The sequence below is a fragment of the Algirhabdus cladophorae genome (assembly GCF_044772865.1).
Lineage (GTDB): Bacteria > Pseudomonadota > Alphaproteobacteria > Rhodobacterales > Rhodobacteraceae > Algirhabdus > Algirhabdus cladophorae.
The window spans coordinates 911,518-924,119 of the sequence record NZ_CP173029.1 but is presented as its reverse complement, the minus strand read 5'-3'; the positions used below and the strand labels follow the sequence as shown (position 1 = coordinate 924,119).

General features: G+C 55.8%; 9 protein-coding genes and 1 tRNA gene. 5 read left to right on the top strand and 5 right to left on the bottom strand.

Annotated elements, in window-relative coordinates:
- The first annotated feature begins 21 nt into the window (after positions 1-21).
- The 3 genes from glpX (at position 22) to ACIRQ6_RS04500 (ending at position 2,888) form a co-directional block, all read left to right on the top strand.
- A complete protein-coding gene (gene glpX / locus ACIRQ6_RS04510) occupies positions 22-984 on the top strand; it encodes a class II fructose-bisphosphatase (protein WP_420862946.1) in 963 nt (320 codons plus the stop codon).
- Positions 984-2,726 (top strand): single-stranded-DNA-specific exonuclease RecJ, encoded by a 1,743-nt coding sequence (recJ, locus tag ACIRQ6_RS04505; protein WP_420862945.1) that lies wholly within the window; start codon positions 984-986, stop codon positions 2,724-2,726. Before glpX ends, recJ begins: the two co-directional genes overlap by 1 nt.
- Before the next feature lie 87 nt (positions 2,727-2,813).
- A tRNA-Glu gene (locus tag ACIRQ6_RS04500) sits at positions 2,814-2,888 on the top strand.
- A gap of 141 nt (positions 2,889-3,029) precedes the next feature.
- Here the strand turns inward: ACIRQ6_RS04500 and ACIRQ6_RS04495 are convergent.
- The 5 genes from ACIRQ6_RS04495 to ACIRQ6_RS04475 form a co-directional block, all read right to left on the bottom strand.
- Entirely contained in the window at positions 3,030-4,055 is a 1,026-nt protein-coding gene (locus tag ACIRQ6_RS04495; protein WP_420862944.1) for a diguanylate cyclase domain-containing protein, read from the bottom strand.
- Positions 4,052-4,648, bottom strand: coding sequence for a heme NO-binding domain-containing protein (locus tag ACIRQ6_RS04490; protein WP_420862943.1), 597 nt, complete (start codon positions 4,646-4,648; stop codon positions 4,052-4,054). The genes ACIRQ6_RS04495 and ACIRQ6_RS04490 overlap by 4 nt, the downstream gene beginning before the upstream one ends.
- A gap of 62 nt (positions 4,649-4,710) precedes the next feature.
- A complete protein-coding gene (locus ACIRQ6_RS04485) occupies positions 4,711-6,414 on the bottom strand; it encodes a hypothetical protein (protein ID WP_420862942.1) in 1,704 nt (567 codons plus the stop codon).
- Positions 6,415-6,519: 105 nt separating this feature from the next.
- A complete protein-coding gene (locus ACIRQ6_RS04480) occupies positions 6,520-8,091 on the bottom strand; it encodes a trimethylamine methyltransferase family protein (protein WP_420862941.1) in 1,572 nt (523 codons plus the stop codon).
- Positions 8,092-8,207: 116 nt separating this feature from the next.
- Positions 8,208-8,909, bottom strand: coding sequence for an HAD family hydrolase (locus ACIRQ6_RS04475; RefSeq protein WP_420862940.1), 702 nt, complete (start codon positions 8,907-8,909; stop codon positions 8,208-8,210).
- A 54-nt stretch (positions 8,910-8,963) separates the two neighbouring features.
- Between ACIRQ6_RS04475 and ACIRQ6_RS04470 the strand changes: the two genes are divergently transcribed.
- On the top strand, positions 8,964-9,419 hold the full coding sequence (locus ACIRQ6_RS04470) for a MarR family winged helix-turn-helix transcriptional regulator (protein ID WP_420862939.1): 456 nt from the start codon (positions 8,964-8,966) through the stop codon (positions 9,417-9,419).
- Entirely contained in the window at positions 9,419-12,601 is a 3,183-nt protein-coding gene (locus tag ACIRQ6_RS04465; RefSeq protein WP_420862938.1) for a reductive dehalogenase, read from the top strand. Before ACIRQ6_RS04470 ends, ACIRQ6_RS04465 begins: the two co-directional genes overlap by 1 nt.
- Position 12,602: the final 1 nt, after the last annotated feature.

The window sequence follows — 12,602 nt, the reverse complement described above, 5'->3', positions numbered from 1 at the left end:
AAAAACTGAATTGGATATCTGATGAGCAAAACTGATTTTAACGACCGTATGTTGTCTTTGGGATTGGCCCGCGTGTCCGAAGCAGCCGCCATGGCCTCTGCTAAACTCGTCGGACGCGGCGACGAAAAGGCGGCCGACCAAGCCGCCGTAAACGCCATGCGCGATCAGTTGAACAAGCTTGATATCGCAGGCGTGGTGGTCATTGGTGAAGGCGAACGCGACGAAGCGCCAATGCTGTTTATCGGCGAAGAGGTCGGCACCGGTAAAGGCCCGGGTGTAGACATCGCTTTGGATCCTCTCGAGGGCACAACTCTGACTGCAAAAGACATGCCAAACGCGCTGACAGTGATCGCCATGGGACCACGCGGATCGATGCTGCACGCGCCGGATGTTTATATGGACAAGCTGGCAATTGGCCCGGGCTACCCAGAAAACATCGTCTCGCTGGATATGCCGCCGGCGACACGGGTCTCGGCACTGGCCTCGGCCAAAGGATGCTTGCCCAGCGATATCACAGTTTGCGTGCTCGAGCGTCCCCGCCATGAGGCGATGATCGAAGAGATCCGCAGCACCGGAGCAGCCATTCGATTGATCACAGATGGCGACGTGGCAGGCGTGATGCACTGCGCCGAAGCGGCCCAAACCGGCATCGACATGTATATGGGATCGGGTGGTGCACCCGAGGGCGTTTTGGCTGCAGCCGCGCTGAAATGCATGGGCGGTCAGATGTGGGGGCGCCTGACCTTCCGCAATGACGACGAACGTGGCCGCGCAACCAAAGCCGGCATCACCGATTTCGACAAGATCTACGCACGCGACGAAATGGTTACAGAAGACGTGATTTTCGCAGCCACTGGCGTGACAGATGGTTCGATCTTGCCTGGCGTCCGACGTGAAGTGGGTTATTTGACCACCGAAACCATTCTGATGCGGTCCAAAACCGGCTCCGTCCGGCGCATGAATTACCGCAACCCCACCAACTAATGGGTTTTTTAGGGGTCGAGGCCTCGCTGACAGGGCGGTGCTGGACGGGTCCCTCTGCCGAGCAAGACCGCAAGTCCGAGCGGCTGGCCCAGACCACGGGCCTGCCCTTGGCTTTGGCGCGTATTTTGGTGCGGCGCGGGGTCGACGATGCCGAGGCTTTGGCGTTTCTTGAACCGTCAATTCGCGATTTGCTGCCCGACCCACGCTCGCTCCGGGATATGCAAACCGCAGCGACACGGTTTCTGGCCGCCGCACAAAACCGTCAGAAAATCGCAGTTTTTGGCGATTACGACGTGGATGGCGGATCTTCAAGCGCGCTTTTAATCACATGGCTGCGCGGTTTTGGGCTGCCCTGTACCCTTTATATTCCCGACCGCATTGATGAAGGCTATGGCCCCAACCCCACGGCCATGGCCGACCTTGCGCAACAACATGATCTGGTGATTTGCGTGGATTGCGGGACCCTCTCCCATGATGCTTTGGCCGCGGCAACAGCGGCTGATGTTATCGTACTGGATCACCATTTGGGGGCCGAGACCCTACCGCCAGCTTTGGCCGTGGTGAACCCAAACAGACAAGATGAAACCGGCGATCTGGCGCATTTGTGTGCGGCCTCCGTGGTGTTTTTGATGTTGGTCGAGGTGAACAGACAACTGCGCGAGGCAGGTCAAAAAGGGCCTGATCTGCTGGCAATGCTGGATTTGGTCGCCTTGGCGACGGTCGCAGACGTGGCCCCGCTGATTGGCGTGAATCGCGCACTGGTGCGTCAGGGCCTCAAGGTCATGGCGGGCCGCAAGCGCGCAGGTTTGGTGGCCCTTTCCGACGTGGCCAGATTGGACACAGCCCCGACAAGCTATCACCTTGGCTTTGTTCTAGGCCCACGCGTCAATGCAGGCGGGCGCATTGGGGCCGCGGACCTGGGCGCGCGCCTGCTGGCCACGGATGATCCAAATGAGGCCGCCGCCCTCGCTGAACGGCTGGATGTTCTGAACACCCAACGCCGCGATGTTGAGGCCGCCGTGCGGGCATCTGCTCTAGATCAAGCCGCGGATCGTGGCCTTGATGCGCCCTTGGTTTGGGCCGCGGGCGACGGCTGGCATCCCGGTGTCGTTGGCATCGTGGCCTCGCGCCTCAAGGAAATCAGCAATCGCCCTTCCATCGTGATTGGCGTCCAAGACGGTGTTGGCAAAGGATCCGGGCGTTCCGTAAGCGGCATCGATCTGGGGGCAGCGATACAACGGCTGGCCTCAGAAGACCTGCTGATCAAGGGCGGCGGGCATAAAATGGCGGCCGGCCTCACCGTGGCCCCAGACAAAATCCCGGCTGCCATGGCCCGTTTGGCTGAACTTTTGGACATGCAGGGTGCAGGCAATTTGGGGCCGCGAGATCTCAAACTCGACGGCACCCTTATGCCGGGTGCGGCCACAGTCGAATTGGTGGAACATCTGGAACAAGCGGGTCCCTTCGGCGCAGGCGCCCCTGCCCCACGGTTTGCCTTTCCCGATGCACAGATCACATTCGCCAAACCAGTTGGGGAAAGCCATCTAAAACTCAGTTTTGGCGATGGGTTGGGGGCCAAATGCGATGCGATTTGCTTTGGTGCATTTGATGGGCCCCTGGGCCCCGAATTAAGCGCAGGCCGAGGTGCGCGGTACCATCTGGCAGGACGTTTGGATGTTAACACTTGGGGCGGGCGACAAACGGTACAACTGCGTTTGGAAGATGCCGCGCCAGCCGCCTAGGCTGCGACATATTTTCTTATCAAAGTTTCGCAAAAACCCTCTTGCCCTTGTGCACGAGTTTCCCTAAATACGGCTCACGCACAGGATGCTCCGTTCGTCTATCGGTTAGGACGTCAGGTTTTCAACCTGAAAAGAGGGGTTCGATTCCCCTACGGAGTACCACTTTTCCCAATCAGCTTAATGAGTTGTGAGACGGCCACTTGGTGGCTCGTGGTATGCTGCGCCGGATGCAAAGCGTCAGATCACAATAGACTCAGGCTTTGCTACAACAGCGGTCGACTGGAATTACGGTCTCCACCCAGACTAGCGGCTTGCAGAAACGTCCAGCTCGGGCGTGTCAGCCTCATATTTTTTAATATCTTGAAACGCCGTATGGCAGCCGCGTCCGCGCCGCTTGGACATATAGAGGGCTGCATCCGCATCCGCCAACATTTGCTCGGCCACGGGTACTGCGTAGAAATCAGTTTTGATGGTTCCGATGCTGCCAGAAATGTTACACACTGCGCCGTTGAAATCCAACGGCACCTCCAGCCTTTGGATAATGCGTTTGGCAATTTCAGCAAGCTTGTCATCTGGCGTACATTTGCGCAGTAACAGCACAAATTCATCACCACCGGTTCGAGCAACGATGTCATCTGAACGGGTTTCTTCGTTCAAAATTGTCGCGACCTGACCAAGAACAAAGTCCCCCGCTGCATGACCAAGGGTATCATTCACAGCTTTGAAGAAATCCAAATCCAGATGCATCATAGTAAAGGGTAAATCGAGGTCCAAAAAGCGATCCAAAACCTGATCCAGCGCCCGACGGTTTAGCAATCCTGTCAGCCCGTCAGATTGCGCTTCTTTTTCGGCAATCACCCGCGCGCTTTGTAGGCGTTGGTTTAGCTTGCGCGATTCTTCCATTGCCGCTGATTTTGCCTCTACCAAATACAGCATTTCGATCACCAAATCATTGGGCGCAAAATCAGCGCTGGTGAGTTCGTAATCTGCAACGGCCTCAACAACACCGATGCCAAACGAGAGGTTCAGAATACCACCTTCGGATTGAGCGTTCGGTGCCACCACCGCTTTGAACTCTGTATTTTTGCCATCTCGAAACCGCAGATGCAGCTTCATCCCTGTGGCGCCTAATAGATCCGCAATTGAAGTGACATTGCGGGGACGGCACACTTCAAACACTTCCATCAAACGCGCGCCCAGAATGGGCGCGTCAGCAGTCAATTTCTGTAACGTTGGACCGCAATGCTGGATATGGCCCGTGGGGCCAAATACCACATGCATTGGCATCAAATGATCCATGGCTGTCGCGTGAGGGAAACTGAGTGTCATGAGTGTGCTGCCACCGGTTGAGAAAGCTGGAAACTGCGGCCCTCGGTATAGCTGTCCGACAAGACCGAAATCGATATTAATTCACCTTGTAAACCTGCGCCATCCGCCGACATCACCACCAAGGCGCCGTAGTCATCAGCCATGGCGCGCAATGCGCCCAAAACGATTGGTCCAAACGAGAATTTATCGCTGCGAACGTACAGCTTGAAATCCTCACGCGTGGTTTGATGCAGTTCCAGTTCCGGCATGTCCAGATCCGCCACGGCCATACGCGCGCGCCCGGGTAAATCGTCCAGAGAATGCAGGAAATCTACAAAGTTCACACCACCAAAGCGTAAAAGCCGGCGTAGCGCCTGAGTATTGGAATGCGACACAAGGTAAATGCCCAGATCCTCCAAAAGCTCACTTTCGCTGCGCTTAAGCAGTTGGGCAGTCGCGGAAATCACATCACCAGTCAGATGGTCATCATAGTGCAACATCCCCTCAAACGATTTTTGAGGCACATTTGCGTCGTGCAACGCGTTTAACCACGTCGCTTTGCCGTAGGTGTCGCGAATAAAACACTCCACAGATCTGTTAATAAGTCCATGCATCAAGCTTCTCCAAGCGCTGAGGCACAGTCTGGCCATAGAGCCTTAAGAAACTCCGAACAGTTCTAATTGTAAGGATTTATTTCTGTGTCCCCGACCCAGATGGCATTCGCCGAAGAGGGGGCGATCCTAAATTCCCCCTCAAGCAACGCCGTCAAAGTGTCTGGATCAAGCATAACAGTATTTCCTCGCGAGGAGTTTGCAACTCCATCCGCTATCTTATACCGCGTCAGACGCGCCGATTTTGGTCCTTGGGGCACGATCAGCAACAGTTCTAGACCCGTAAAACCCGGCTGAAACACCCCTGTGATCAAAACGCAGTTCGCAGTATCGCGTAAAACGCAATCCCGGTGCAAAATGTCCAATTCCCAACGCGGCAGCGCCTGCAAAAGTGCCTCGGCACCGCCAGAGCCTTGTGGAAATTCACTAAGAGCTGCCTTTATCGCAGGTTTCTCGTTCTTGAGCTGCAATTGTTTGAAAGCATAACGGGTTTTGGCCTCACGGGCATTTTCAATAGCCGACAAAACTGCCGTGTCGTCAGCCGCCTGTGCCAATTCGGCCAAATGCTCTAGCCCATTCCGGCCAACAATTCCCCAGTCCCGCTGCATCTCAAAAAGCGGCAATTCCGATGGCAAGATGCCCACTTGATAGCGTGCAATCTGACTGTTGGTTGCAATCTTTTGGGGATTTAACAGTGGAGTCATCCAAACCGCAATTGTGGCCATCACAACCAACGCCAATCGAATATTGGCCTGCCGAATTCGGCTCGCCCAATCGCCACGTGCTGCAATCGCCAGCGTATAGACCATCCCATAAGCCAAGGTCACACACGCCACCGTTAACGCGGCCAAACGTTCCGGTGTCCAGCCATATTGCCCAACACGAATAGCCACCGCATACACCGCCAAAGCTGCAACGCAGGCCCCGGCCACCGCCAAGGCTTGGGTCATTCCTTTCATTGCCCGTTGTTGGACACCTTCGGTCTGCGTTTGCCCCAAGGCCGTACTGACCAAACCAATCGCCACAATCGCAATACCCATCAAAATCATAGCTGCCGACAAATGACCAAAGAGATTGGACAACCCGCGCACCGGCAAGGCCACCAAAAAGACAAGCACCACTAGCAACACCATAGGCAAAAACAATCGCAACATCCGCAAGATCAGGTTGGGCGAAATGTAGTCTTCCAACTCAAACACAAGTGCCAAGGCAATGCCCATGATTGCCCCGGACAAGACCCAAGGCACACCATCGGTGTCAATGAAATCCTGAATGACATCTAGCCCAACAAGCTTAAGCAACGCATTGGAAAGAAACAGTAATCCCCAAAACACACCGGTGAAAGCACAGGCTGCAATCGTACGGGTGACAGCCCCCCACGCCAGATTAAACAGCAAGGCATAATCACGCCACGATCCCCGGGCCATCGCTAGGGCCGACAGAAAGGGTAACGCAATAAAGCCAATTACAATCGCTGCAAAAATCGGGTGACCCGTATCAAACATTGCGTTCAAATCGCCAAAGCGCCCATAGACCGAAACCATCAGCAGGCTCATGACCGTGGCCAAGGCCCCTGCCCCGATCACAGAGCGGGCCAGGGACACTGGCCCTGCATTGGCAAGCGCCGCAATCCCGAACACCAGCGCCCAAGTGGTCAGAACCAAATAGCTGGCTTGATGGGGGACAACATCCGGCAACCATTCAAACAAAAGATAAAACGCCAATCCCGCCAATGCGCCGAAACTTAGCATAAGGAAACGGTGGCGCATGTCTTGGGTCATCGGATGTCTCGACTTAAGGAACGTTAAGACACCCTAGCGGTTGGCGCCTGCGCCTCACAGTCTGGAATTCAGCACCATTTGCGCAGAAGACGCTTAGAAATCTGTGGGCGCACCGCCTTCTTCTTTGCGCATGGCTACAAAGGCCGCCAATTCCTCTTTGATTGCCACATCTAAAGGCGGCTCTTCAAAGGTATCGATGATCTGTCGAAAGAGGTGATGCGCGCGCTCTGGCGTTTGCACACCACCGGCAGATTCCCAAGCCTCATAGTTGCGCCAATCACTGACGAACGGTTGATAGAACGCTGTTTGATAGCGATCTTGCGTGTGCTGGATCCCAAAGAAATGCCCGTCGTTGCCGACCTCGGCGATAGCGTCCAGCGCAATCTCATCCGGGCCGGTTTTGCAAATGTCGGGGTCAAAATAGCGCTGGATCATCTGCAAAATCTCGCAATCCATGATGAATTTTTCCGGACTGGCGATCAGCCCGCCTTCCAGCCAACCCGCCGCGTGATAAACCATGTTCGTACCCGATTGCACGGCCGACCACAGCGAATTTGAGGTCTCCCACATGGCTTGGCCATCTGGCACATTGGCTGCACAAACCCCCGAGGCTCGCATCGGCAGCCCGTAAAACCGCGCCATTTGCCCCGTCATTTGCGTGGCCCGCATATATTCTGGCGTTCCAAAGGCAGGCGCGCCGGATTTCATATCTACGTTCGAGGTAAACGTGCCAATCGCACAGGGCGCACCAGGGCTGATGATCTGGGCCAGCACAACGGCAATCAAACCCTCGGCCAGTGATTGCGCGACCGCACCCGACATCGTGACCGGCGCCATGGCACCCGCCAGCGTAAACGGTGTGACCACAAGACCCTGACGACGCCGCGCCATACGCATCCAGCCATCCAGCATCGGAATATCGTGTTTGAGCGGAGATGTGGAATTGATGTTGGTATACATGCGCGGTGTGGCGTCAAATTCCTCGTGGGTCAGTCCCCCTGCGATGCGCACCATTTCCATGGTGTCCTCGACCCGCTCTTTACCCAGCGAATAGGTGTGCACGACTTTGTCAGTGATACAAAGCTTGTCATACATCACATCCAAATGCCGGACCGAGGCATGAATATCCACAGGCTCAACCGGATAGCCCCCAGCGAAATGGATACAGTTGAAATACTGGGTCAGCCGCATCAAGTTCGCACACTGCTCGCGGGTGCCGGCCACTTTAGTGCCCAGCGACATATCCCAATAATTCGGTGGGCTGGAGACATTGCCAAAGATCATCGCGTTGCCCCCTACGGGCAATGTGCGATCCGGGTTGCGCGGCGTCAGCGTCCATTCTGAAGGGGCCATTGCCACGTATTCCAAGACCATATCGCGGCCCATACGGACGTTTTCACCGGAAATGGTGCAGCCTGCTTTGCGAAAAATTTCCAAGGCTTCGGCATTCAAAATCTCGATACCGATTTCTTCGAGAATGCGCATGGCACCGTCATGCACTGCCTCCACACCCTCGGGCGTCAAAGGTTCGGTTGGGGCGTCCGTATTGTAGGGAATTTTCCATGGCATCTGTTCGATAACAGCACTGCCTCGACGATCTGCCGCACCGCGGCGTCCCCCCCCACGACGACGTTTTGGCGCGGCGGCTTCGGATTCGGGGCTCATGGTCACATTCCTTTTCACGTGGTCCTGACCAGACAACCCCGCTATCCCTTAGATGAATTGACCGAAACCGACATTTTTTGTCGCATCAGGCAGGCGGCCTCAAGTTTGGTGCCAGATCAACCAGCAATCTGATCCAGATGGCCCGGCAATTCAGCGATCGAGGGCAAAACAACATCCGCCAAGGGTTGCAAAACGTCATGGGTCGCAGGCCCCGTCAAAACACCAACCGTATAAAACCCTGCTGCACGCCCTGCCCCCAAATCATGCGTGCTATCGCCGACCATCATGCACTGCTCGGGGGCCAAGGACATCGCCGTGCAAAACCCATGCAATTGGCCCGCCTCGGGTTTGCCCCCATAGCCACTGTCTGATCCTACAATGAAATCAAGGTATCGTGTGACATTCGCAGCCTCGAGATGGGCACGCGCCGGTGCCTCACTGTCATTGGTCGCAATCCCAAGGTCCAGCCCGCGCGCCTTTAGTTTCGAAAAAAGCGCAGCAAGCGGTGTGACTTCAACCTGTGGTGTAGCGGCAGCCAAACTGTCTAGCGTTGCCAGCAAGGCTGCCGGATCAGAATGCCCCAGTGGCCCTGCCAAGGCCTGCGCAATCTCCAAGGGCGTGCCTGCTATGACCAAGCTGCTGGCCTCGAAACGACCCCCTTTCAGATCAAAGCCCACGGACTGTGCCATCCGATTTTCCAGCTCCGCGTCCCCATCTGCCAGCGTTTTGAGAACCCACGCCGTCCAAACACCCCAAGTGGCCTGAAAGTCAAAAAGAGTACCGTCTTTGTCGAACAGAATACCGGAAATATTGGGCATCGAAGGCTCCTTGATCAATTGACACGTCTTACCAGATGCGAGACGCTTTGAGGTATGACAACATCGCCTCCCTATCACCTTCATCAGTCTTTGGGCTATCAATTGTCACTCGCCGCGCGAATTCAGGAAAAACGATTGGACGATGGCCTCAAAACCCTCGGCCTGACCCGGATCAGCTGGTGCGTTTTGCTGGCTGTCGGGGTGGAGAACCTTGAACATCCGTCAGAAATTGCGGCCTTTGTTGGCATTGATCGCACCGCCGCCAGCCGCACCCTCAAAAGCATGGAAACAGCCGGAATGATCGCGCGCCAAGGTGGTATATCTGACAAACGCACCACCACGGTCGTCATCACCTCACGCGGTCACGACCTTTTGCGCCAAGGCATCCCCATGGCCGAGGCCAACAACAAGATCATGTCCGACAACCTCAAAACGGCCGAGATGCGCCAATTGAAATCGCTGTTGGCCAAACTGCATGCAGGGCAAAACATCGAACTGGCCAAGTTCTGATGGGTAAGGTCTTTAGCTATAAAAATCGGCCCGTACATCTTGGCGGCTATCCTTTGGAAAAGCTCAAACGCACAGATGTTTTGGATCTAAGCCATTCACACCCTAGCAGCCCAATTTCGTTTCGCCGTCCTCAAGATCCGCTGTCTATCGTCAACGCTATGCAGGATTACCAAGCCATGCTGGATGCCACGCGGCGGGGATTGATCAAAGCCGAAATCGCAGAAATCCCGGATGATCCGACCGAACGGGCGCAGCATCTCAAGGCCTTTGGATATTACTGCGACGCGGCTATGGTGGGCTCTTGCGAAATTCCAAACAGCGCGCGACTTGCCACGCCACATACGAACCCAGATGTAGATCGCTTGGCCGAAAAATTGGCAACGATGCAACCCAAAAGCCTTGCTGCGGGCATCGATGTGGTCATGGCCTCCCTGCGCGAAAGCATGGCCGCCCCCCCAGAAGGGATTGTGGATCACACCCACGCCTTAGTGTTTTTGTACGATCATCCCCGCGCACCTGCCGCGGATGAGGACGGCGCAGACTGGATCCAGGATGCCACAGCGCATCGGGCCTGCCTGCGCGCTTCGGAAACTGCGGTGACATTGGCCGCCTATATTCGCAGCCTCGGCTATGACGCACGCGCGCATTCCATGGCGGCCTCTGATGTGGATCTGAATGCGCTCACAATAGCCGCAGGTCTGGCGAAACCCGATTTGAGCAACCCGTTTTTAGGGACCCAATATTCGGTATCTGTGCTGACAACCACCATGAACCTCGCGCCAGATCGGCCACTGGCCCCCGACGCAGTGGTTCCCAGCAGTTACAAAACCGGCCTCGGCGCGCACGCAAAAAACCAACGCAACCGTGACCCCTATAAGGCCCGCGCCTATGTTAAAGGCCCGCACCCCTTTGAGACCCTTAAGCGGGTCGACGAACCAACCACCTACATAGACGCGCCCAACGTGGCCCGGGTGCCTAAGCGCGCCAATCTGTTTGCCCGTGGCCTGTTTGGCGACATGGGCAAATCCGTACAAGACGCCACCAAAAACGGCAATTATGTGCGCAAGTCCGCCTCTGCCTTTGCATTTCGGCCCTCTTTGGCGGCATTTGTTTTGCTGCAAGACGGGGATGCAGGTCCAGTGCATCCCGCGACCCACGACCCCAAACGCAACGCGGCCAATATCAAAGCGGCGCTCTACTATTTGGGGGTTGATGCCGCGGGTGTCAGCGCCTGCCCCGATTGGACCTACTACAGCCATGACGCGGCGGGTCAGCCGATCACGCCCTATCATTCGAACGCCATTTCCATGATTATTGATCAAGGCCATGAAACTATGGAAGGCGCATCGGGCGACGATTGGATTGCCTGCGCGCAATCAATGCGGGCCTATTTGCGCTTTTCCTTATTGGGTGGGGTTTTGGCCCAACATCTGCGCAACTTGGGCTATACCGCGCGAGTGCATTCGGTGATGGATGACGAGGTCTTGCATCCCCCGCTTTTGCTGCTGTCAGGGTTGGGCGAAGTTAGTCGGATTGGCGAAGTGATCCTGAACCCATTTTTGGGGCCGCGCCTGAAATCAGGTATCGTGACCACCAACATGCCCATGGAGCACGACAAGCCGATTGATTTTGGGCTGCAACGGTTTTGCGAGGCCTGCAATAAATGCGCGCGCGAATGCCCTTCGGGCGCGATCACAGCCGGCCCGAAACTGATGTTTAACGGCTATGAAATTTGGAAATCTGACAGCCAAAAATGCACAACGTACCGCGTTGCACAAAAAAACGGGGCCATGTGTGGCCGGTGCATGAAAACCTGTCCTTGGAATCTTGAGGGGCTCTTTGCCGAAGCGCCATTTCGCAAACTGGCGATGACCGCCCCGGGGGCGGCCAAGGCACTGGCCAAGCTGGATGATTTTGTGGGCAACGGCGAGATCAATACGCTCAAAAAATGGTGGTGGGATCTGGAAATGATCGATGATGGGGCCTATCGGCCCAGTCCGCATCCCGTGAACCAACGCGCCTTGCAAAAGGATCTGGACCTCAAGTTCGAGGATCAAACACTGGCGGTCTATCCCGCCCCGCTTGCGCCGCCGCCCTATGCCTATCCGTTTCCCATAGACCGCGAGGCTGGGATTGCGGCCTATGCAGAAATGATCCCAGCCGATGAACATAAAAAACGCAGGGCTCGGGGCGAACCGCCCGAGCATGAATATTCCGGCCATTTGCAACCTTCACCTGTGATCGGTGCGATTGTCAGCAAGGTCGAAACCATGGGGCCAATGGTCACAAAATACGAATTCAGCCTGCCAGATGGTGGTCCTTTGCCTGCAGCAACCGCAGGCGGGCACATCGACGTGGTGGTGGCCCCTGAATTTTTGCGCCAGTATTCCTTGTCCGGGGATCCCGCGGACACGTCCAAGTATCAAATTGCTGTGTTGCGCGAAGATGAAGGACGGGGCGGATCCAAGTTAATGCACCGGATTTTCACCCAAGGACGCAGGGTGCATATCACGCCGCCGATCAATCATTTCCCGCTGCATGAGGACGCGCCGTTCTCGTATTTGATGGGGGGCGGCATTGGTGTGACGCCGATGATTGCCATGGCCCATCGGTTGCACGCATTAGGGCGTGACTTTGCACTGCACTATTCTGTTTCCAGCCGCGAAACAGCTGGCTTTCTAGCGGATCTTTCAGATGTTGCTTGGGCAGATCGGTTACATATCCATGCCTCAGATCAGGGCAACCGTGCGGATTTGCACGGCATATTGGCACAGATCGAGGGGGCTCATGTCTATGCCTGTGGTCCAGAGGTGTATATGGACGCCGTAATGCAAGCCGCCGACGCCAACGGCTTTGGCGAGGACTACCGCCATCTTGAGTATTTCGAAGTCCCCGAGGCACCGGAGTATGTCAACCAGCCCTTCACCTTCCAGCTGGCCAAATCTGGGAAAACAGTCAACGTAGATGCGGACACAACGCCCTCAGACGCCCTGTTGGCTGCAGGGGTTATGGTGAACATCAAATGCTCGGACGGATTGTGCGGTGTCTGCAAATGCAAGGTTTTGGACGGCGCGGTGGAACATCGGGACTTTGTCCTGTCCAACGCTGATCGTGCGGATCAAATGATCCTTTGCCAATCGCGTGCCGCAGAAAAAGACGGTGTTATCACATTGGACCTTTGAG

Bases quoted from the DNA above. Each gene is read 5' to 3' on its own strand.
- glpX (WP_420862946.1), top strand. From the start codon at position 22: ATGAGCAAAACTGATTTTAACGACCGTATGTTGTCTTTGGGATTGGCC.
- recJ (WP_420862945.1), top strand. From the start codon at position 984: ATGGGTTTTTTAGGGGTCGAGGCCTCGCTGACAGGGCGGTGCTGGACG.
- ACIRQ6_RS04495 (WP_420862944.1), bottom strand. From the start codon at position 4,055: ATGACACTCAGTTTCCCTCACGCGACAGCCATGGATCATTTGATGCCA.
- ACIRQ6_RS04490 (WP_420862943.1), bottom strand. From the start codon at position 4,648: ATGCATGGACTTATTAACAGATCTGTGGAGTGTTTTATTCGCGACACC.
- ACIRQ6_RS04485 (WP_420862942.1), bottom strand. From the start codon at position 6,414: ATGCGCCACCGTTTCCTTATGCTAAGTTTCGGCGCATTGGCGGGATTG.
- ACIRQ6_RS04480 (WP_420862941.1), bottom strand. From the start codon at position 8,091: ATGAGCCCCGAATCCGAAGCCGCCGCGCCAAAACGTCGTCGTGGGGGG.
- ACIRQ6_RS04475 (WP_420862940.1), bottom strand. From the start codon at position 8,909: ATGCCCAATATTTCCGGTATTCTGTTCGACAAAGACGGTACTCTTTTT.
- ACIRQ6_RS04470 (WP_420862939.1), top strand. From the start codon at position 8,964: ATGACAACATCGCCTCCCTATCACCTTCATCAGTCTTTGGGCTATCAA.
- ACIRQ6_RS04465 (WP_420862938.1), top strand. From the start codon at position 9,419: ATGGGTAAGGTCTTTAGCTATAAAAATCGGCCCGTACATCTTGGCGGC.